This is a genomic window from Alteromonas confluentis (assembly GCF_001757105.1).
GTDB classification, from domain to species: Bacteria; Pseudomonadota; Gammaproteobacteria; order Enterobacterales; family Alteromonadaceae; genus Alteromonas; species Alteromonas confluentis.
Genome location: NZ_MDHN01000041.1, coordinates 12,437 through 34,194, shown reverse-complemented (window position 1 = coordinate 34,194; position 21,758 = coordinate 12,437). Strand labels below are relative to the sequence as shown.

Genomic DNA, 21,758 nt, shown 5'->3' with positions numbered 1-21,758 from the left:
ACCAGTGAAATCAGCAAACGCCGTACGTTTGCGATTATCACGCACCCGAATAAAGTTACCTAAGTCAAATTAAGACAAGAAAAGACATCTTTTACATAAAAAACAAAATGTTATAATTCGTCTTCAGTTGTCCTATCATCATCTCAAGTCGGTCTATTTCCTGTTTTACTATTCCCTTTTCTGGGGATGACATGTTTAGCATTACGGCTGCTCAATAGCTCCCGTAGAGCTTGACTGCCGTAGCCTTTGTCGGCAACGACAACTTCAGAATAAGGTGACGACTCAACCAAAGATTGACCATGACTGACATCATGAGCTTGACCTCCCGGCAATTCGAAATAGACAGGTAACCCACCGCTGTCAACAGCCAAGTGTATTTTCGTTGATTTTCCACCGCGACTTTTTCCAATGGCTTGTTGTGCCTGAGCCTTGATGTTAGTGCCGTCCTGATGAGCTTTAACGATACTGCCATCAATGAATAACTATTGTGGGTCATTCGATGTTCAGGCTTATTGTAAATTAGACCTGTTAAATACATGATTCTTGATAGCAGCTTTCAGCTATCATCTGTTAGCATGAGTCTCGGCATTTGGGGAAGTTATGTTGTTTTTTGGCGAAATCATTATAACCGACCCAATGGCTGTTTGCTTTTTATACCGCAAATATCAACACGCTCTAGCCAATAGCCCCGAACAGGATGCAGAAGAATATGCTATTCACGATTACGTATTCAGCGTCTGAGTATGAAGGCATTCAACGTGCGCATGAAGTCGCATGTTTTATTGAGGAGCACGGGGAGATTGCAGGCGATTTACTATCACACTTTGGCGGTAGCATCGAAAATGCAAAAAAAAGCCATCGAAGAAAATTATTGTGGTTGTTATGCCTCGCTAGCGGATTATGCCGAAGAGCTAACTGAGGAAACCACACAGATCCCTGAGCATTTAGCCTTTTATATCGACTATGAAAAAATGGGGCGCGATATGGAGCTTGGCGGTGATGTATCCACCATCGAAACAGGCTATCAGGAAGTGTATATTTTCTGGAATCATTAAGCTACAGCTTGAACCCTTGCCAAAAGGTGAGGGCTCAAATTCCGGCGCGCTTTTGGGGCTCAGTGGCCTTGCGGCCTAAATCGTTTATGCTTCGCTTGTCTTGCCTCCGCTGTCGTCAAGCTGAGCCCCAAAAGTTTATATAATGTTGGCTATTGGTATTGTTAATACCGATAGCGCCTTTCTTTTAAACCATATCGGTTTAAAAATTCTGTTATTTGCGGCGCTAAGCGCCGTAAAACTTAGAGGTGGTAAACTGGTTCTTAATATGTTAGTTTATATAAATTAGATTTCACGGCGCTATTCGCCGCAAAATTGGCAAATGATAAACTATAGAAAGGTTTTTGCGCTTGGATAAGGGCACTACTTTACAGGAAAACTTAGCGAAAGGTGCTTATAAACAGTCACTTAAGACGCTTTTGCCCTATGGCATGCTGGCTACCAAAAAGTGGTTGGCGGAGCAGGGCTTGAGTGCTCATTCACTGGATAATGCGGTCAAAACTGACACGTTATTGCTATTAGCTACAGGTGTTTATAGCCAGTATTCACGCTCTGTGAGTTGGGAGGGCGCAGTAGCTTCTATGCAGCGTATGGAAAGACGAGAGGGCGAACAACTACCGCCTGTGGTGGTCGGTGGTTTGTCTGCTCTCTCCTTATCGGGTTTGTCACAGTATTTATCATTGGGGAATACGCCACACATCCACTTATATGCGGCGGGAAAGTTGCCGACATGGATGGCGCGACTATCGTTGCCCGTTGAGTTTAAAGGGCATGGTACAAGTAAACTATGGCCTGAAAGCTTGTCTAAGGATAAAGCTTTTATTAAAGAGTATGAGTGGGAAGCGAAATTGCCATCTGTGTATTTTTCATGCCCAGAGAAAGCCATAATGGAAGTATTGACGGACTTACCGGATAACGTGTCATTTGAGCACGCAGATGAACTTATGCAAGGTCTAGTGAATTTGTCACCCAGAAAGCTTGATACGCTTTTAATCGCATGCAAAAGCGTAAAGGCTAAACGCTTGTTTTTTTGGTTGGCTAAACGCCAATCCTATCCTTGGTTTAGCAAGCTAAACGTCAAGGACTATGACCTAGGCTCAGGTAAGCGTGTTGTAGCCAAAAACGGAAAGCTGGATACAGATTATTTAATCACTGTGCCGTCACATATGGCGAGGGAAAGCGCAAGTTAGTAATGGATAGAAACAATATTTATTACAGGCAAGTGCAGTTACTGATGCAGGTTTTGCCCTTTGTTGCCAAGCAAGAATGCTTTGCGCTTAAAGGTGGTACGGCGATTAATCTCTTTGTTAGAGAGTTTCCGCGCTTGTCGGTTGATATTGATTTGGTTTATCTACCGATGAAAGGCCGTGATGAGGCATTAAAGGAAATCTGCGGTGCACTCGATGCCATTAGCGCAGACCTAAAGGCTGCGTTTAAAGATGTCGAGCTGACAGAAGCTTATAAGTCAAAGCATGATGCGCTGAGACTAGTTGTTGGTCGTAATGGAGTGCAGATTAAGGTAGAACTCTCACCCGTGCTACGTGGCACGGTTTATGAGCCACATATGATGGAAGTATGTGCCGCCGTAGAAGATGAATTTGGTTATGCAGAAGTACCTGTCGTCGCTTTGGCGGATTTATATGCTGGCAAAATATGCGCGGCATTAGACAGGCAGCACCCAAGAGACTTATTTGATGTGAAGTGGCTCTTAGAAAATGAAGGCCTAAATGACGAAATACGAAAAGCATTAATTATCTATCTCTCAAGTCACAATCGGCCAATGGCCGAATTGTTAAGGCCGCAATTTAAAGATATATCAGCCGTTTATGCAGGTGAATTTGCAAATATGGCCGAGACGGAGGTACCGCTTGAAGAGCTGGTGGCCATGAGAAAGCGTTTGGTAGAGCTTATTCACCAAGGGCTAACCGATAGTGAGAAAGGCTTTTTACTATCATTTAAAAACCGTGAGCCGGATTGGACGTTACTCGAGCTTGATGCTGTAAGTGAACTTCCGGCCATTAAGTGGAAACAGATTAATCTGGCCAAAATGCCAGATGACAAACATAAGCTGGCGTTAGACAAGCTAAAAGAAGTACTGCGAGTTTGATTTATAGTACTTGGTGATTTTGCTAGAATAGCGCTCAAATTTTTAATGCTTTGATGGGAGGTTTTGCTGGCTATAGGCCGTGGCAATCTGCTTGAAGATCAGGGCTTAGAGTTAACTTTATTTATTTGTACAAATAGTTGTACAAAATGGGAATTTAGATACATGGCTGAAGCCAATTTTCTTAATGAAATCAATAAGCGACGTACGTTCGCAATCATATCTCACCCGGATGCGGGTAAAACCACCATTACCGAAAAGGTCCTTTTGTTCGGACAAGCGTTGCAAAAAGCCGGTACCGTAAAAGGTAAAAAATCTGGTCAGCACGCCAAGTCAGACTGGATGGAAATGGAGAAGGAGCGGGGGATCTCGGTTACCACCTCGGTAATGCAGTTTCCGTATCGCGAAAACCTGGTAAACCTGCTGGATACACCGGGACACGAAGATTTTTCTGAAGACACTTATCGAACGCTCACCGCAGTGGATTCCTGCTTGATGGTAATCGATGCGGCGAAAGGTGTTGAGGATCGCACTCGTAAGCTGATGGAAGTTACGCGTCTGCGTGACACGCCCATTATCACCTTCATGAACAAGCTCGACCGTGATATTCGCGATCCGCTCGAATTGCTGGATGAAGTCGAAACTGAGCTTAAAATCCTGTGCGCGCCGGTAACCTGGCCTATTGGCTGTGGTAAAGAATTCAAAGGTGTTTATCACCTGCACCGTGATGAAGTCATTTTGTATAAATCCGGTCTTGGCCACATGATTCAGGATGTCCGCATTGTTAAGGGGCTGGACAACCCTGAACTGGAAGCGGCAATCGGTAGCGGCTTGCTTGAAACGTTAAGAGACGAACTAGAGCTGGTGCAGGGCGCGTCAAACGAGTTCGATCAGGAGCTGTTTCTGGAAGGTGAGCTCACGCCGGTCTTTTTCGGTACCGCACTGGGTAACTTCGGTGTTGATCACATGCTGGATGGTTTGGTGGAGTGGGCGCCAGCGCCTCAGGGTCGTCAGACCGAAGACGGCAAAATTGAATCCGATGCTGAACAGTTCAGTGGCTTTGTATTTAAAATTCAGGCCAACATGGACCCAAAACACCGAGACCGTATCGCATTCTGCCGTATCGTGTCGGGTAAATACGAGAAGGGCATGAAGATGCGCCATTCCCGTATTAATAAAGACGTGCGCATTTCTGACGCGCTGACGTTCCTTGCCGGTGACCGTGAATTGCTGGAAGAAGCTTACGCCGGTGACATTATTGGTTTGCATAACCACGGTACTATTCGCATTGGTGACACCTTCACTTCGGGCGAGAACTTCCGATTTACCGGTATTCCTAACTTTGCGCCTGAACTGTTTAAGCGTATTCGCCTGAAAGATCCGTTGAAGCAAAAGCAACTGCTGAAAGGCCTTATTCAGCTTTCTGAAGAAGGGGCTGTGCAGGTATTCCGTCCGCTCATCAACAACGACCTGATTGTAGGTGCGGTGGGTGTGCTACAGTTTGACGTTGTTGTGGCTCGTTTGAAGGCGGAATACAACGTGGATGCGATATACGAGCACGTTAATGTAAGCACCGCACGTTGGGTTTACAGCAATGACGCGAAGAAGCTGGATGAATTCCGACGTAAAGCGGATGTGAACCTGGCGCTGGATGGCGGCGATAACCTGGCGTACATTGCGCCAACCATGGTTAACTTGCAGCTGGCGAAAGAGCGTTACCCTGATATTGAATTTAAAGAAACCCGCGAACACTAAGACCGGACAAAAGATCGAGAACTATGAATATACATGCTTTACTTGTCAGCCGTTTCTCCGAAGCGTTAGATAAATTAGGTGCTGAAAACGCACCCGTGCCAGTGGCACGCAGTTCACGTCCTGAGTTCGGTGAGTATCAGTTCAACGGTGCCATGGCGCTGGCTAAACAGTTACGTCAGAAGCCCCGCGATATCGCAGAGAAAATCGTTGAGCTGGTGAATCTGGATGCTGTTGCCAGCAAGCTGGAAGTGGCGGGGCCGGGTTTTATTAACGTTCACCTGAGCGATGCCTGGCTGGCAAACCAGTGCGAACAGGCATTGAACGACCCGCGTATGGGTGTTGCGAAAGACGCAGAACAGACCATCGTAGTGGATTACTCTTCGCCAAACCTCGCCAAAGAAATGCACGTGGGTCACCTGCGCACCACCATTATCGGCGATGCCGTAGTGAAAGTACTGGAATTCCTGGGCCACAAAGTGATTCGTCAGAACCACATGGGCGACTGGGGAACACAGTTCGGTATGTTGCTGGCGCACCTGTCTGACAAACTGGAAAACCAGATGGCGGAAACCGCGCTGTCTGATTTGGAAGACTTTTACCGTGAAGCAAAAGTGCGCTTTGACGAAGAAGAAGGTTTTGCCGACCGTGCCCGTGAATACGTGGTGCGCTTGCAGAGCGGTGATGAGCAATGCCTCAAGCTGTGGGATCAGTTTATCGATATTTCGATTAAGCACAGTGAAGAAGTTTACGATAAGTTGAATGTGAGCCTGACCCGCGAAGACATCATGGGTGAGTCGGCTTACAACGACGATCTGGCAAACGTGGTTGCTGACCTGAAAGAAAAAGGCATCGTAGTAGAAGATCAGGGCGCACAGGTTGCGTTTCTGTCTGAGCTTGCTGACAAAGAAGGCAAGCCAGCGGTGTACATCGTGCAGAAATCCGGTGGCGGTTATCTGTATTCCACTACCGATCTGGCGGCTATCCGCTACCGTTGCGGCAAACTGCATGCAGACCGTACACTCATTCTGACTGACGCCCGTCAGGCGCTGCACTTCAAGCAGACTGAAATTGTGGCCCGTAGAGCAGGTTTTATCAGCGACGAGCAAACCTACGAGCATTGCCCATTCGGTATGATGCTGGGCAGCGACGGTAAGCCGTTCAAGACCCGTACTGGCGGTACTGTTAAGCTGGTGGAACTGTTGGATGAAGCGGTTGAGCGTGCCGGTAAGTTAATTTCTGAGCGCGATACTGATTTGTCTGAAGCGGAACTGAAAGAAGTGGCTGACAAAGTCGGTATTGGTGCTGTTAAATACGCTGATCTGAGCAAAAACCGGACGACCGACTACGTGTTCAACTGGGACACCATGCTGAGCTTTGAAGGTAACACGGCGCCTTATCTGCAATACGCTTACACTCGTGTGCAGAGTATCTTCCGTAAGTCAGGTATTTCTCCAAAGGACTTAACCGGTGCAATGCGCTTCACCGAGAAACAGGAGCACGCCCTGGCGGTCTTGCTGCTGCAATTTGAAGAAGTGGTTGGCGTAGTTTCTCGTGAAGCTACACCGCACGTGCTGTGTACTTACCTGTACGACGTAGCAAGTGCGTTTATGAGCTTCTACGAAGCTTGTCCAATCCTCAAAGACGGCATCGAAGAAGACGTACGTGATAGCAGACTTGAGTTAGCTGCATTGGTTGCGAAAACCCTGGAGCAGGGCCTGAGCCTGCTGGGTATTGAAACTCTCGAAAAAATGTAATTTCTAGCCGATGTTTCAGAGAGGCGTGAGCGCTTGAAGCGCACTACGCGATTTCAATCTGAAACACGGCGTAAACCCATCCATGGGGCCTCGGCTGCCGCTTCCCTGCGGCAGACGGTTTCAGATTGAAATCACTTCGCACGCTTATCGCTCACGCCTAGCATACAGCTTCGCCCTATCGGAGGGATGGTGTTGATGAGCGATGACACGCCGTGAACTCATCCCTGAGGGCTCGTCAGCCGCATCCTTGCGGCTGACGGTCCTCGCTCCCCAACACCTTACCACCTGCGGGCTCAGCAATAGCGACTGTGCTCTATTCGCATTAGCATCCCTGCGGCAGACGGTTTCAGATTGAAATCCCTTCGCGTAATTATTGCTTGCCCCTTTTTTGTGTTTCACTTCAATTTTTATCTAAAAACAGACTTTGCGGACAGTTTTCACCGTCTTTAAAATCTCTATTATTAAATGTGACTTCTTTTATTGTTAAAGAAGTTTAGCTTTCGGAGCTATCTATTTTTTAATCAACTAAAGGAACTAGTTATGCAAGAGTTAAATATCAACGAAGTTGAGCAAGTAAGCGGTGGGTTAAGTGCAGAGCGCGGTGCAATTGCCGAAGCTGCAATAGCAGGTGCAGCTTTTGCTGTGGGTATGACCGGAGTAGGACTAATTGCTACTGGTGCTGTCCTCGCATGCGTTTATTTAATGGATGATTAATAAAAACGGTAAATACTACGGATTTTCTCCGTAGTATTTACTAGAACAGGGATATTGATTGGAATGGAAATCAAAAAAAATGGAGGGATACCAGTAAAAATTCATGATTTGGATACATTTATAAAAAATTGGCGTCCTATAGATGGGTGGCTTATAAGCGACAAAAACCAATATGTGCTACCTACACATCATAGTGCACTCGGTCGTATTTTTTATTCTTCCTATTGTAAGAAAGTAAAAACAAATTTGATGGCAATAGTCTCTTGCTTGTTGTCCGTTATTTTATTGCTGGTTTTCAAGCCTGTCGAAAACAATCAGGCGCTCATAGTCGTATTTTCCTTACTTCTATTGTTTTCGATATGTGATGGAATTTTATCAGTATGGAGTATTAATAGTTGCCGACAGAAAATCGAATTTTTATTTAACTTCAAAAGTACTTCTGAGTTGCATGGCCCGCCACTAGCCCTACTTATGTGTGTTATGTATTCGATTCAATGGTTGCTCGAGGTGTATTATGGAAGCCTAGAATCTTTAATAATCTCTGTTGGGAATTATTATCCAGAAATAGACATCTTCTCTTCATGGCGTTTTATCACTGGTGCCTTTCTCCATGGTGACTTGCAACACTGGATTTTGAACACGCTATTGGCAATATTGTTTGCATCCACGATTCCTAAAACAAAGCTTTTTAAAACCGGATTGATACTGATTCTTGGCGCCGCCACTTCACATTGCATAACGTATTTTTATCATCTAGCTTCGGATTCATCGTTTGATTGTTTATTAGGTATCTCTGGAGGAGTCTTCGCGTTACTTGCATATTCTGTCATTGCTCACCTACGGCAGAACGCGAAAAGTACGGCATTAACACTTTTTGCTATCATGGTATTGAGCGAGCTTTCGCTTGCTTTGCTTACTGATAATTCGAGCCACACTGCGCACATCAGCGGCTTTCTCTTTGGCATTACCATTGCTCTTCTCAATTATTCAAAACCCCACCGATCCAATCAATAAATTCCCTTACCCGCTTTGGCATATGCTGCTTGGAAGGATACACAATCGACAGGGGGAGCGGGGCGCTGGTGAAATCTTCCAGAATGCTTACCAGTGAGCCATCGGCTAGGTGTGCTTTCACGCCATGCAGAGGTACCTGGATAATGCCGAGGCCGTTGAGGCAAGTAGTGAGGTAGGCGTCGGTGGTTGCTACCGATACCAGGCTTTTCATCGCAATTTCAATATTGCGGCCGTCTTTCAAGTACTCAAATGTCGCCGATGTGGATTGCAGAGAAAACCCGTAATCTACCAGAAAATGATCTTGTAAGTCGGCAAGGGTCTCGGGTTTACCGAAGCGTTCTATATAAGACGGACTAACGCAATTTACCACCGTAAAATCACCGAGGGGCTTTGCAATAAGTTCGCTGTCTTCCAATGTACCGGCGCGGATCACGCAGTCTACGCGCTCCGAAATAGGGTCGATACGATAATCTGCGCCTTTCAGACGAATACGGGTTTTGGGATGAGTGTCGAACCATTCGTGTAGACGTGGGGCTACCATAGACGCATATAACCTTCCCGGCATATCAACAATGATGTCACCACTGAGCTGGCCGCTGTCATCTTGAAACTGGCTTTCCAGTACATCGAGCTCAGCGAGAATTCGCTGACATTCAGGCAAGTATCGACTACCTGATTCAGTGAGAGTCACGCGTCGGGTACTGCGATGAAAAAGTCGGGTGCGCAAGTGGGTTTCTAACTTACTCACCGACATGGAAACCGCCGATTTCGGTACCCCAAGTTGGTCAGCAGCGGTAGAAAAATTCCCGCTTTCTGCAACTTTGATGAACCGTCGCATGCACTCAATTTTATCCATATTGCCTTTATCTGTTCATATAAAGTGAACAGTGTGTCTTCATTTGTCTGGTTTTTCAAACTTATGCTCACCGTTAAGCTTCTCTAACTGGCAACGTTGCCATGCTTTTCATGACATAAGTTTTGAGGAAACGATAATGAGTAAAATTGCATTAATCACCGGTGGTAGCCGCGGTCTTGGGCGTAGTATGGTGTTGGCGCTGGCCAAAAAAGGGGTCGACAGTATTTTCACCTATGCCAGCAATGAAGACGCAGCGCTAGCCGTTGTGGATGAAGTTAAACAATTGGGGAGCAATGCAATCGTACTGCAATTCGAAGCGACAGATTTTACTGCTTACAATGAATTCGCCGCTCGGGTAAAGGCGCTGCTTAGTGATAAATTTAACGATCGGCCGCTGGATTTCCTGATAAACAATGCCGGAACGGGCTTACACAAAAGTATTGCTGATACCACCATGGAAGACATGGACTTTCTGTATCAATTGCATGTGAAAGCACCGTATTTTCTCACCCAAAGCCTGCTTAGCGAGATAGCAGACAACGGACACATTGTGAATTTGTCTTCCGGACTCGCACGGTTCAGCGTACCGGGAGCCAGTGCTTATGCAATGATGAAAGGAGCTGTGGAAGTGATGACCCGGTATATGGCTAAAGAATTAGGTGAGCGGGGGATCAGTGTAAACACCCTTGCGCCGGGTGCCATCGCTACCGATTTTAATGGCGGTGCAGTGCGTGATAACCCGCAAATGAACCAGTATGTTAGCAGCGTGACAGCAAAAGGCCGGGTTGGTGAAGCCGAAGATATTGGCCCGCTGGTGGCCAGTTTGCTTACCAGCGACGCAAACTGGATGACGGGTCAGCGAATTGAGGCGTCAGGCGGGATGTTCCTGTAAAAATCTGAGGCTGTTCCACTATCAAAATACCCCTAAATTCGGTAGACTGCGCGGTCTTGATTTATGAGTGAAATGACAAACTATGTTTGAAGTTAATCCTGTAAGAAATGCTATCGAAGATATTCGTGAGCGTGCTGCGGCGCTCCGGGGGTATCTTTGACTTCGATACGAAGTCAGAACGTTTAGAAGAAGTTAACCGTGAACTGGAAAGCCCGGACGTATGGAATGAGCCAGAACGTGCTCAGGCGTTGGGTAAAGAGAAAGTAGCGCTGGAGCAGGTGGTAGAAACCATCCAGCGTCTCGACCAGGGCACGGAAGACGTTGAAGGTTTACTGGAACTCGCCATTGAAGCTGAGGATGAGGAAACTTTCGAGGAAGCCAAATCGGAACTGGAATCTTTAGAGAAAGATTTAGAAGTGCTGGAATTCCGCCGCATGTTCTCGGGCCCGAATGATGCCTGCGACGCCTATATCGATTTGCAAGCCGGCTCTGGTGGTACAGAAGCGCAGGATTGGGCAAATATGCTGCTGCGCATGTATCTGCGTTGGGGCGAAGCACATGGCTTCAAAACTGAAATCATTGAACTATCTGAAGGTGAAGTAGCCGGTATCAAAAGCGCCACCATTCGCTTTGAAGGCGAATATGCCTTTGGTTGGCTAAGAACGGAAACCGGTGTTCACCGTTTGGTGCGTAAGTCGCCGTTTGACTCAGGCAATCGTCGTCATACGTCATTCTCTTCGGCGTTCGTCTATCCTGAAATTGATGACAACATCGAGATCGATATCGACCCGTCTGATCTACGTATCGATACCTACCGCGCATCCGGTGCGGGTGGTCAGCACGTTAACAGAACGGACTCGGCGGTACGTATCACCCACGAACCCACGGGTATTGTGGTGCAGTGTCAGAACGACCGTTCGCAGCACAAGAATAAAGATCAGGCGATGAAGCAACTGAAAGCCAAACTTTATGAGTTTGAGTTGCAGAAGCAGAATGCCGAAAAGCAAGCGATGGAAGACAACAAATCCGATATCGGCTGGGGTAGCCAGATCCGTTCTTACGTTCTGGACGATTCCCGCATCAAGGATTTGCGTACCGGTGTGGAAACCCGGAACACCCAGGCCGTTCTCGACGGCGATTTAGACAAATTTCTCCAGGCCAGCCTTAAATCCGGCCTGTAATACGTAAAAAGTGGAAAGGTTATGACCGACCAGCAACACGATGAAAATAAATTAATTGCCGAGCGCCGCGCTAAGCTCACGTCTATCCGTGAAAACTGCCGCGCGAACGGTTTCCCTAACGAATTCCGTCGCGAAAACTACGCTGAAGAACTGCAGGCGCAGTTTGGCGAAGTGGAAAAGGAGGCGCTGGCAGAGCAGGGCAATAAGGTTTCTGTGGCCGGACGTATCATGGCTAAACGTGGTCCGTTCCTGTTGCTGCAGGACATGACGGGTCGTATTCAAGCCTACGCCGATAAAGAAACGCAGAAAGAAATCAAAGCGAAATTTGGAAGCCTGGATATCGGTGACATCATTGGTGTGGCCGGTGATTTGCACAAGTCAGGTAAGGGCGACCTGTACGTGAACATGGAAAACTGGCAACTGCTGACCAAGTCACTGCGTCCGTTACCAGAAAAATTCCATGGTCTGAGCGATCAGGAAACCAAGTATCGTCAGCGTTATGTGGATCTGATCACCAGTGAACACACGCGCAAAAACTTCAAAATCCGCAGCGCCTTGATTAACGGCATTCGTCAGTACCTGACTGAGCGTGATTTTATGGAAGTGGAAACACCAATGCTGCAGGTGATTCCGGGTGGCGCGACGGCCAAGCCTTTCGTGACCCACCACAATGCGCTGGACATCGACATGTACCTGCGTATTGCGCCTGAGCTGTACCTGAAGCGTTTAGTTGTAGGTGGCTTCGAGCGCGTGTTCGAAATCAACCGTAACTTCCGTAATGAAGGTTTGTCTACACGTCATAATCCTGAGTTCACCATGCTGGAATTCTACATGGCGTACTCGGATTACAACGACCTGATGAACCTCACTGAAGACATGTTGCGTAAGCTGGCTCAGGACATTCTGGGTACCACGGAACTGGTGAACACCACCCGTGACAGCGAAGGCGAAGTCACGTCTGAAACGCATTACGATTTCGGTAAGCCGTTCGACCGTTTGAGCATGGGTGAGGCCATTCTGAAATACTGGCCGGAAGCTAACGAGGCAGCAATCCGTGATCCGGAAGCACACCTTGATGAACTGAAAGCCATGGCGAAACAGCTGCACATCAAAGAGCCGGAAGTTGATGGTATTTGGGGTGCGGGTAAATACCTGTGTGAAATCTTTGAAGCGACAGCTGAAGAGAAACTTATCCAGCCTACCTTCATCACTGAGTATCCGTGGGAAGTATCGCCGCTGGCCCGTCGTAACGACGATAACCCGTTTATCACCGACCGTTTCGAATTCTTCGTAGGCGGCCGTGAACTGGCGAACGGCTTCAGCGAGCTTAACGATCCGGAAGATCAAGAAGCCCGTTTCCGTAAGCAAGTTGAAGAAAAAGATGCCGGTGACGACGAAGCAATGCACTTCGACGAAGACTACATCCGCGCGCTGGAATACGGTTTACCGCCAACAGCGGGTCAGGGTATCGGTATCGACCGACTGGCGATGCTGTTCACCGACAGCCCGACCATTAAAGACGTTATTCTGTTCCCGCACATGAAACCGGAAGTTCAGGAGTAACGCTAGCGTTACCCACGAAATACCAAACGGCAGCGTTAAAACGCTGCCGTTTTTTTATGCGCTTTCTATATAAAATCAATCGAATTTCATGCCCTTGTCGTATCAGCAGTATCGTAAATCTGTTGTTTAAATCATTTCTAAAGGGCTGCCAATGACAGGCGACAAGCATCACAAACACCAAGATCATGAAGATCATCAGTCTCCACTTACTGAAGAAGAGGAGCAGGATGTAAAAGAGCATGGGAGCCTCAATTCGGTCTCACTGTATGCGGTTATTCACCGGGAAGGGTTGGAAGAATTAAAACGTCCTTTTATGTCGCTGTGGTGGTCAGGTGTCGCTGCGGGTATAGGTATTTCAACGTCTGTGCTGGCAGAGGGCATCCTACATACCATGTTCGAAGGCTCAGATAATCAGTTTGCGCTGGAAAACTTCGGTTATACCGTGGGCTTTGTACTCGTCATCATGGGGCGCTTGCAGTTATTCACAGAAAATACGCTGACCGTGATCCTGCCTTTACTCACCGACCGCTCCTGGAAGATGCTTGGGTGCCTCTTGCGCTTGTGGGGGATTGTCTTCATAGCCAATATGGTGGGCACATTTCTCGCGGCCTACTTAATGTATGGCCTACATACCGTGCCGACAGAATACATTGAAGGGATGAACGCAATTTCAAAACACTATGTTGAACTGGATTTCTCGGAAGTGTTTTCTTATGGTGGGATTTCAGGCTTTATCATTGCGGCCATTGTGTGGATGAAGCCGTCGGTGCAGTCTGCTGCGTTCTTCGTGATTGTGATGTTTACCTACCTCATCGCAATCGGCAATTTCACCCACGTGATTGCTGGCTCAACAGAATTGTTCTTACTGGCTTTGCAGGGGGAAGTGTCTGCGTTGCAAACCGTTACATTAATTTGCGGCACGTTATTAGGGAATATCGCTGGTGGGACCTGCCTTTTTGCTTTATTGGCCCACGGTCAGGTGGCGCAGGAGATCGAGCCTGATTAAACGGAAAGTTGGTTTATCTGTTGGTAAAGCCGCGCGTTGGTGGGAACGGCAATGCGCTCACTGGCGGCTTTCGACAACAGATAGCCAGTGATAGCGTCTATCTCTGTTTGTCGCTGATGAGCGATATCCTGATGCATACTGGAAAAGTTATCCGCGGTGGCCTGGGCCACCGTTTTAATGCGAGCCAGTATGGTTTCAGCACTTTCATTCAGCCCACAAGCCTGCATAACTTCAGCAATCTCATGACTTAGGGCGTCAAGAACGGAGGTATAGCGAGGTGCCAATATCTGACCATTTCGAATGTCGTGGATGGCAGTGAGCGGATTAATCGCCAGATTTACCGACAACTTTTGCCAGAGTGACAGATAAATATCTTCACACCATGTGACGGGCGGAAAGGCGGTTTCAACAATCGTTCTAATCTTGTCATCGGTGGCTAGGTCCGCCGGTGTGGACAATGAGCGGCCTGCCAACGTATTACCCATTCCCGTATGCCGCACTGATTCGTGATCGGTTTTCAAAGCACCGTGACTGGTGGTGGCTTGATAGATTCGTTGCAAAGGCAAAACCTTACGCGCTATTTCTTCGCCCCCCATGCCGTTTTGCAATAGCAGAATGGGGCTGTCGCCTATCACAGCTTGCCACTGAAGCAATGCTGCTTCGAGTTGATAAACCTTCAATGGAAATACAACAAGATCATAGGTAAGGGGTGTACCAATGGGCGAAATATCTTCCGCGTAGCGCGATGTTTGTTTGCCATCAAATAAGGTAACGCTTTTCACCCCGGTTTTATGTTCACGCATTCCCCGGTACACCATGACATCATTTGCTGACGCAAAAGCGGCAAACAGCGAACCGATGGCACCATCACCAATAATACACACATTATGTTGCGTCATTCATCGTCCCGCTTGGATGGCAAAGTAAAAGCAGGCCAAGGGAGTGAAGTTACGCAGGACTGTTTTTCAAGCCATGTTGTGAAAAGCGGGGAGGTAAAAAAATCACCGGTTTGCGGTAGACAACTGATGGTAAATTTTTGCCCTTCATAGTCGAAATGCAATTGCCAGGCATGCAAACTAACCCGATCGGCTTGGGGTGCGCCGTAATGGGTGTCACCAAGAATGGGAGCGCCCAGGCTTTTCATAGCAACCCTGATTTGGTGGGTTTTACCGGTCAGCGGTTTAACCAGGGCAATTCGCCCCAAACCGTCGATATGATGACTGAAAAACTGGGTAACCGCAGGGTTCTCGCGGGTCTTGGTGAGAACGTGTTGACCTCGTCGCCGGTTCTTCATATCACCGGCAATCGTGCCTTGTTTTTTTGACGGTTTTACAGACAAAGCGGCAAGATAGTATTTCTGGATATTCCGGGTAGCAAAAAGTTCGCTGAGTACTGCAGCGGCGGTTTTATTCCGTGCCAGCAATAAGCAGCCCGAGGTAACCGTATCCAGTCGGTGACAAAGATAGAGCGCGTTGTCACCGGTTATCGTTTTTGTCTGCGCAATGATGCCTTGCTCACTATCGTGCATCGCCACGCCCACAGGCTTGTTGATGACGATAAAATCGGCATGTTCAGCAATAATTTGTATGGTCAAACCGTTAAGACGCTCGCAAAAGTGCCAGGGCGCTATCGTAATCTAACTCATCGATGGCATCGCGAAGCGTTTGCTGCAGCGCTGTATCGGATGTGGTTTGCTCAAGCCAGTTATCCAATTGGTCTTGGGCAATAAATTCACTTTGTTCAAGCGCTCGGATAAAGGCATCCGGGGCGGCGGTGTTTCCAGCACCTTCTGCGGTGGTCGCCGATGGTGATATATCTTCATCGACAGACGCGTCGGATGACGGCGACAAGGCCGTTTGTGGATTATCTAACAGCGCTGGGTTGGCCTGTAGCTTCGCTAACAGCACCAAGGTTTCATCCATCGCGGCTTTCAGTTCCGGCAAAGAGGCCGGTACAGTAGCATCGGCTTTGAGTTCAGCTTCAGTTTCTTTGCTGGCAAGATGTAGGCGGGTAAATCCCAGGTTGCTGGCAACCCCTTTAACGGTATGCGTATAGAGTCTGGCTTCCTGCCATTGCTGATCATCCACCATACTCTGAAGCTTATCTGATGCTTGCTGGTACTCGTCGGCGAATTTTTGCAATAAACGCAGAAAGAGGGTTTTATTCCCACTTAATTGAGACAGGCCAAATTCAAGATTAATTGTCTGTTCGGCAGAACTCATAGCATCTCCTCATCAATTTCGGCCAGTGTATTTCATTGTTGAATAAATTGATACATGGGCTACGGAGAACAGGGTTTTCTGAGCTAATTTCTGGTAGTCTCAGTAACAATCTTTATCAAACGCAGTAACAACTTATTCTCGCTAGTGCGCTTTATTATAGGTTAGCAGTAGTGGTTGCTGACGCAATCCGACATGAAATACAAAGAAAAGGAAGCCTGATGACGTTATCTCTCGCCGCGAAAGCCTTACTCTGTGGCAGTGTTGCAGTGTCATTATTAGGATGTCAGTCTCAAAATCCTGTTGAGCCGACAAACGAAACACTGCAAGAACAGCAAGTTCATATACCCTTTGAGAAATACACGCTGGATAACGGCCTGACCGTCATTCTTCACGAAGATCACTCTGATCCGCTGGTACATGTCGATGTTACCTATCACGTGGGCAGCGCCAGGGAAGAGGTTGGCAAGAGTGGTTTCGCCCATTTCTTTGAGCACATGATGTTTCAGGGCTCTGAACATGTTGCCGACGAGGAACATTTCAAGATTATCACTGAAGCGGGTGGCACGCTGAATGGCACCACTAGCAACGATCGCACGAATTATTTTGAAACTGTGCCGGCAAACCAACTCGAAAAAGTACTTTGGCTGGAAGCCGATCGCATGGGGTTCTTACTGCCTGCGGTCAACCAAACAAAGTTTGAGAATCAGCGCGAAACCGTAAAAAACGAGCGTGGACAGCGTGTTGATAATCAACCTTACGGTTTGCGGTCAGAAAAAAACGGGGAAGCACTTTATCCTGCGGGCCATCCTTATTCGTGGCTGACAATTGGCTATGTGGAAGATCTCGACCGGGTTAATGTGAACGATTTAAAGGCGTTCTTTAAACGTTGGTACGGGCCGAATAATGCGGTACTGACCATCGGTGGCGATATTAATGCTGATGAAACCAAAGAATGGGTTGAACAATATTTTGGCTCAATTCCCCGGGGGCCAGAAGTGGCAGAGCCAGAACCTCAGCCAGTAACATTAGCTGAAGACCGCTATGTAACACTGGAAGATAAAGTTCATTTGCCACTGCTGCAAATCACCTATCCCACGGTTTATGCCCGTCACCCTGATGAAGCGCCTCTGGATGTGTTAGCCGATATTCTGGGTGGTGGCAAAACCTCGTTAATGTACAAAAATCTAGTGAAAGAAGGGATAGCTGTACAGGCGGGCGCTTCTCACCCTTGCCGTGAACTGGCTTGCGAATTTCAGTTGATCGCATTAGCGAACCCGCAAAACGGTATGGATTTAGGTGCATTGGAATCAGTCATCGATAGCACACTAGCAGAGTTTGAAACCCGAGGTGTGAATGCCGATGATTTGCAGCGCACGAAAGGGGGCATTGAAGCATCCACCATTTTCGGTTTGCAGAGCGTATCAGGTAAGGTAAGCGCATTAGCCGCCGGGGAAACGTTCTACGGCAAACCTGATTTAGTGCAGGAAGATCTTGAACGCTACCGCAATGTGACCGCTGAAGACGTTATGCGTGTGTTCAAGCAATATGTGAAGGATAAACATAGCGTAACCGTTTCTGTGGTTCCGCAGGGCCAGGCCGACATGGCCGCTGCCCCACAGAATTTTGAAATGCCGCCACGTCAAATTCCGCAGCAGGCGCAACCTGCCGAAACCGTAGAAACTGTCAGTATCGAAGATGATTTTGACCGCAATGTAGAACCTGCGGCAGGGCCAGCACCCACGGTGGAAGTCCCTGAATTCTGGAAAACCAAACTGGCTCCAGCTATCGATATGGTGGGAGTGACCAGTGAGGAAACACCTACGGTAACACTCACGCTGAACCTGGAAGGGGGAATGTTACTCGACCCTATGGATAAAGCGGGCTTAGCTTACATTACTGCGGCAATGATGAATGAATCGACACAGAATTATTCCAACGAGGCCCTTTCTAATGAGCTGGCTAAGCTGGGAAGTTCAATTCGTTTTAGTGCCTCAGGCCGTTACACGCAGGTTTCTGTTTCTACCCTTACCAAAAACCTGGATAAAACCCTGGCGTTGTTGAATGAAAAACTGTTTAGCCCGGCGTTTTTGCAAAGCGACTTTGATCGCCTTAAAGCGCGTATGGTGCAGAGCCTTCAACAAAGCATGCGGAATCCAGACTACATGGCTAACCGGGCTAAAGAGCTTGTACTTTATGGCGATGAAACTCGCGTAAGCCTGCCATCTTCCGGTAGCCTGGAAACCATTGCCAATATTACTCTGGACGACGTGAAAGCTTTTTACGATACCTTCTACACGCCGTCTCACGCCAGCATTGTGGTGGTAAGCGATCTCACGCAGGTTGAAGTGGCCTCTGCGTTGTCTTTTTTGTCTGAATGGCAGGTAAGAGACTACGAAATTCCGACTTTTTCTGACTTCCCTCAGTACGAACAGCCACATGTATTCCTGGTAGATAACCCGAATGCCGTGCAGTCTGTGGTTTACATGGTAAAACGCGCCATGACCTTTGATGCCACAGGCGAGTACTTCTTATCGAGACTGATGAATTTCCCGCTTGGAGGTGCATTTAACAGCCGGGTTAATCTGAATCTTCGCGAAGACAAAGGTTACACCTACGGGGCGTCTACTTCGTTCATTGGTGGCAAAACCCTGGGCTGGTTCGAGGCCCATGCCAACGTAACTGCGGTAAATACGGTGGATGCCATAAAAGAAATGATGAAAGAGATTAAGAATTACCGTGAAAACGGTATAACAGACGCCGAATTACAGTTTATGCAAAATGCGTTTACGCTAAGTGATGCGCTGGAGTATGAAACCCCGGCCAGTAAGGTGGCATTCCTGCGTCAGTTACTCGCTTATGACTTACCTGATGATTACCGCGATCAACAAACCATGATGATCAAAAATGTAAGCACGAAGGAACTGAGTGAGTTGGCGAAATCACAATTGAATATCGACGACATGCAAATTATTGTAGTCGGTGATGCCGCGAGCCTTAAGGAACCGCTAAAAGCCCTGGGCTTGCCGGTCGAGACGTTATCACTGAATTAGTGAAAGGTTTTTATTGAAATTCTGGTGTTGCGCCCCACATTTGTGGGCCAACACTCCTTGATGGATGAACACATTGACCTCATCAGAGCAAACTTTTACCCGTCGCGTTGAAGCGATGGAATCGCCTGCGTTTCTAGATGCGCTAAGAGATATCAAACACGGTGTAGAGCGTGAAGGCTTGAGAATTGAGCCCGCTGGTGCACTGGCCGTAACGCAACATCCTGAAGCACTGGGTGCCGCTCTGACGCACGATTGTATTACCACTGATTTCTCTGAGTCGCTGCTCGAATTCATTACCCCGCCGGTAGCCAGTAGCGAAATCACAGAAACTCAACTGAAAGACATTCACAAATTTGCCCTTGAGAATATGGGCGGTGAACTGCTCTGGCCATTAAGTATGCCGTGTTTCATCGATGACGAAGCCCGTATTCCTCTGGCGTATTATGGTGAATCTAATGTGGCGCAAATGAAGCGCGTGTATCGTATGGGCCTCAAAAATCGTTACGGCAGTATGATGCAGGCGATATCCGGCGTGCACTTTAACTTTTCATTGCCAGACAGTTTCTGGAAAGTGTGGGCAGACTACACAGGGCAGACCTATTCACAAGATCAGGTGTCTGCCGACTACCTGGCGATGGTGCGTAACTATCGTCGCCTGTGCTGGTTATTGCCTTACCTGTATGGCGCTTCGCCGGCATTGTGTCATTCCTTCATGAAAGGAAAGCCGACCAATCTGCCGTTCAAGAAAGTGGGCAAGGGCACTTTATACATGCCTTATGCCACTTCACTGCGAATGAGTGACTTGGGCTATACCAACTCAGAGCAATCTGCGCTGCAAATTTGCTACAACCAAATTGCCACCTACACGGAAAAACTGCGCAGTGCCATGTACACGCCATCTGAACGTTTTGGCCAGTATGCCGCTGGCGAAGGCGGTCATTATCAGCAGTTATCGAAAAATATTCTGCAGATTGAAAATGAGCTCTATTCTCCCATACGTCCTAAGCAACCAACGTCATCGATGGAGAAACCCACCGATGCATTGGTACGTCGTGGGGTGAGTTATGTGGAAGTGCGCGTACTGGATGTAAATCCCTTTTCGCCGGTGGGCATTACCAAGTCGCAAATGGATTTCCTTGATGTGTTTATGGTGAGTTGTCTAATGATGGAATCACCAGACATGACGCCAGAAGAGTTAGTGGTGTGTCGCGAGAACATGGACAAAGTCGTGCTGGAAGGCCGTAACCCTGAACTTAAGTTACACACCAATGGCAGCGACATCGCTTTTAGTGCGTGGACTAAAAAGCTGTTTGCTCAGTTCAGAAAAACTGCCGAATTGCTTGATAAAGCCAACCAGAGTTCTGATTATTCCATTGCGGTAAACACCGAGTGGGAGAAGGTGTGCGATCCGGCGCTAACGCCTTCAGGACGCATTCTCGATGCGTTACTTGCAGAAAATAAAGATAACGTGGTGTTTGGTCTGGAACTGGCGCAGAGATATGCTGCTGAAATAAACGGTTACGATTACAAACAATATAGCCGTGAAGATTTTGAGAGAATGGCATCTGAATCCATCGCTGCTCAGAAAGCGGTAGAGGCGGCAGATGACAAATCATTTGCCGATTTCATTCACGATTATTTTGCCGAACCTATGGCAACGCGAGCAAGTTGACGTAAAGTTAAGTAAACTGAAGTCAGAACCGTCGTTTATACTGCATCAATGCAGGGCTATACCTGAACGACAGACAAAAAAATGCCTGGCAAGAGGGCCAGGCATAAATAATGTTCCAGGGAAACACACACATTTTGCTAGAACACTTATTCAGACAACGTCCAGTGAGAAAGTTCAACGTTCGTTTCAAGTTTTTTCTTACTGGCGCCACTTTTTTTTCGGTAAGCCTGCTGAGTGGTTGCGCTACCTCCCCACCTCAGGACACCAGTAATATCTGTGAAATCTTCTATGAGAAAGAAGATTGGTACGACGCTGCCGCTGATGCCCGGGATAAGTGGGGCGTGCCTATTCATATTCCAATGGCAATCATGTATCAGGAAAGTTCTTTCCGTCATGATGCACTGCCACCCAAAGATTATGTTTTCTTCGGTCTTATTCCATGGGGCAGGGTGAGTTCTGCTTATGGATATTCTCAAGCTAAAACCATCACCTGGTCAGACTACGTGCGGGAAACGGGTAACAGTTGGGCCGACCGTGACGACTTCGAAGATGCCATGGACTTCATGGGCTGGTTTATTTCTAAGTCGTATAAAATAAACGGGGTATCGAAGTGGGACGGGTATGCCCAGTACCTGAATTATCATGAAGGTTGGGGCGGCTACAAACGCCGTAGTTATAACAGTAAGCCCTGGTTGAAAAAAGTGGCTAGCACCGTTAAAGCGCGCTCATTACGTTATGCAACGCAACTTAAAACCTGCGAAGAAGATTTAAGTAAGAGTTGGTTCTGGAAATTATTTTCCTGATTGATGAAATGCGGAGAAAAAGAGGTAGGCAGGCGCACCACACACCTGCCTACAATCGACGCTAAGCCAAGACCGTTAATCACCCAACGTCGAACAGGCAGTTTCAATATATTGCAAATG

At 47.6% G+C, this 21,758-nt stretch carries 19 protein-coding genes; 14 read left to right on the top strand and 5 right to left on the bottom strand.

Annotated features, from left to right (window positions below; all coding sequences use genetic code 11):
- Nucleotides 1–143: 143 nt before the first annotated feature.
- Complete coding sequence (locus BFC18_RS22190) at nt 144–476, bottom strand: transposase (RefSeq protein WP_211481055.1); 333 nt, start codon at nt 474–476, stop codon at nt 144–146.
- Nucleotides 477–743: 267 nt separating this feature from the next.
- Between BFC18_RS22190 and BFC18_RS21530 the strand changes: the two genes are divergently transcribed.
- From BFC18_RS21530 to BFC18_RS18040, 7 genes are all read left to right on the top strand, one after another.
- Nucleotides 744–1,055 carry an antirestriction protein ArdA gene (locus BFC18_RS21530; protein ID WP_211481050.1) on the top strand — a complete coding sequence of 104 codons (312 nt, stop codon included), beginning with the start codon at nt 744–746 and terminating at the stop codon, nt 1,053–1,055.
- 347 nt (nt 1,056–1,402) lie between these two features.
- Nucleotides 1,403–2,242 carry a type IV toxin-antitoxin system AbiEi family antitoxin gene (locus tag BFC18_RS18060; RefSeq protein ID WP_070126952.1) on the top strand — a complete coding sequence of 280 codons (840 nt, stop codon included), beginning with the start codon at nt 1,403–1,405 and terminating at the stop codon, nt 2,240–2,242.
- A gap of 2 nt (nt 2,243–2,244) precedes the next feature.
- A complete protein-coding gene (locus BFC18_RS18055) occupies nt 2,245–3,159 on the top strand; it encodes a nucleotidyl transferase AbiEii/AbiGii toxin family protein (RefSeq protein ID WP_070126951.1) in 915 nt (304 codons plus the stop codon).
- A gap of 162 nt (nt 3,160–3,321) precedes the next feature.
- On the top strand, nt 3,322–4,911 hold the full coding sequence (gene prfC / locus BFC18_RS18050; RefSeq protein WP_070126950.1) for a peptide chain release factor 3: 1,590 nt from the start codon (nt 3,322–3,324) through the stop codon (nt 4,909–4,911).
- Nucleotides 4,912–4,934: 23 nt separating this feature from the next.
- A complete protein-coding gene (gene argS / locus BFC18_RS18045; RefSeq protein WP_070126949.1) occupies nt 4,935–6,665 on the top strand; it encodes an arginine--tRNA ligase in 1,731 nt (576 codons plus the stop codon).
- Nucleotides 6,666–7,205: 540 nt separating this feature from the next.
- Nucleotides 7,206–7,379 (top strand): hypothetical protein, encoded by a 174-nt coding sequence (locus tag BFC18_RS21765; RefSeq protein ID WP_170826625.1) that lies wholly within the window; start codon nt 7,206–7,208, stop codon nt 7,377–7,379.
- 63 nt (nt 7,380–7,442) lie between these two features.
- Complete coding sequence (locus BFC18_RS18040) at nt 7,443–8,393, top strand: rhomboid family intramembrane serine protease (RefSeq protein ID WP_070126948.1); 951 nt, start codon at nt 7,443–7,445, stop codon at nt 8,391–8,393.
- Here BFC18_RS18040 and BFC18_RS18035 read toward each other — a convergent pair.
- Nucleotides 8,359–9,231 carry a LysR family transcriptional regulator gene (locus tag BFC18_RS18035; protein ID WP_211481049.1) on the bottom strand — a complete coding sequence of 291 codons (873 nt, stop codon included), beginning with the start codon at nt 9,229–9,231 and terminating at the stop codon, nt 8,359–8,361. The two genes, BFC18_RS18040 and BFC18_RS18035, sit on opposite strands and share 35 nt — an antisense overlap.
- A 154-nt stretch (nt 9,232–9,385) precedes the next feature.
- Here BFC18_RS18035 and BFC18_RS18030 point away from each other — a divergent pair, with 154 nt between their 5' ends.
- The 4 genes from BFC18_RS18030 to BFC18_RS18015 all read left to right on the top strand — a co-directional run bounded on the left by BFC18_RS18030 (nt 9,386) and on the right by BFC18_RS18015 (nt 13,891).
- On the top strand, nt 9,386–10,141 hold the full coding sequence (locus BFC18_RS18030) for an SDR family NAD(P)-dependent oxidoreductase (RefSeq protein WP_139139047.1): 756 nt from the start codon (nt 9,386–9,388) through the stop codon (nt 10,139–10,141).
- An 82-nt stretch (nt 10,142–10,223) separates the two neighbouring features.
- Nucleotides 10,224–11,322 (top strand): peptide chain release factor 2 gene (gene prfB, locus BFC18_RS18025; RefSeq protein WP_139139046.1). Its coding sequence is split into 2 segments (ribosomal slippage): nt 10,224–10,298 and nt 10,300–11,322, totalling 1,098 coding nucleotides; the frame shifts between segments, so codons are not numbered across the junction.
- A 21-nt stretch (nt 11,323–11,343) separates the two neighbouring features.
- Nucleotides 11,344–12,885 carry a lysine--tRNA ligase gene (lysS, locus tag BFC18_RS18020; protein WP_070126946.1) on the top strand — a complete coding sequence of 514 codons (1,542 nt, stop codon included), beginning with the start codon at nt 11,344–11,346 and terminating at the stop codon, nt 12,883–12,885.
- Nucleotides 12,886–13,036: 151 nt separating this feature from the next.
- Nucleotides 13,037–13,891: a formate/nitrite transporter family protein gene (locus tag BFC18_RS18015; RefSeq protein ID WP_070126945.1), complete on the top strand. Its 855-nt coding sequence runs from the start codon at nt 13,037–13,039 to the stop codon at nt 13,889–13,891.
- On the opposite strand, the gene BFC18_RS18010 is transcribed toward BFC18_RS18015, so the two are convergent.
- From BFC18_RS18010 to BFC18_RS18000, 3 genes are read right to left on the bottom strand one after another with little or no spacing between them, the layout of a single operon-like run.
- The gene (locus tag BFC18_RS18010) at nt 13,888–14,790 is read right to left on the bottom strand and encodes a ketopantoate reductase family protein (protein ID WP_070126944.1); all 903 of its coding nucleotides are present in this window, start codon (nt 14,788–14,790) and stop codon (nt 13,888–13,890) included. The genes BFC18_RS18015 and BFC18_RS18010 overlap by 4 nt on opposite strands.
- On the bottom strand, nt 14,787–15,485 hold the full coding sequence (locus tag BFC18_RS18005; RefSeq protein ID WP_070126943.1) for a TIGR01621 family pseudouridine synthase: 699 nt from the start codon (nt 15,483–15,485) through the stop codon (nt 14,787–14,789). Before BFC18_RS18005 ends, BFC18_RS18010 begins: the two co-directional genes overlap by 4 nt.
- A 4-nt stretch (nt 15,486–15,489) precedes the next feature.
- Entirely contained in the window at nt 15,490–16,113 is a 624-nt protein-coding gene (locus tag BFC18_RS18000; RefSeq protein WP_070126942.1) for an Hpt domain-containing protein, read from the bottom strand.
- A 218-nt stretch (nt 16,114–16,331) separates the two neighbouring features.
- Between BFC18_RS18000 and BFC18_RS17995 the strand changes: the two genes are divergently transcribed.
- The 3 genes from BFC18_RS17995 (at nt 16,332) to BFC18_RS17985 (ending at nt 21,638) form a co-directional block, all read left to right on the top strand.
- Nucleotides 16,332–19,163: a M16 family metallopeptidase gene (locus BFC18_RS17995; RefSeq protein WP_070126941.1), complete on the top strand. Its 2,832-nt coding sequence runs from the start codon at nt 16,332–16,334 to the stop codon at nt 19,161–19,163.
- Between the two features lie 73 nt (nt 19,164–19,236).
- Nucleotides 19,237–20,835: a glutamate--cysteine ligase gene (gene gshA, locus BFC18_RS17990; protein WP_245680430.1), complete on the top strand. Its 1,599-nt coding sequence runs from the start codon at nt 19,237–19,239 to the stop codon at nt 20,833–20,835.
- A 110-nt stretch (nt 20,836–20,945) separates the two neighbouring features.
- Nucleotides 20,946–21,638, top strand: coding sequence for a transglycosylase SLT domain-containing protein (locus tag BFC18_RS17985; RefSeq protein WP_245680429.1), 693 nt, complete (start codon nt 20,946–20,948; stop codon nt 21,636–21,638).
- Nucleotides 21,639–21,758: the final 120 nt, after the last annotated feature.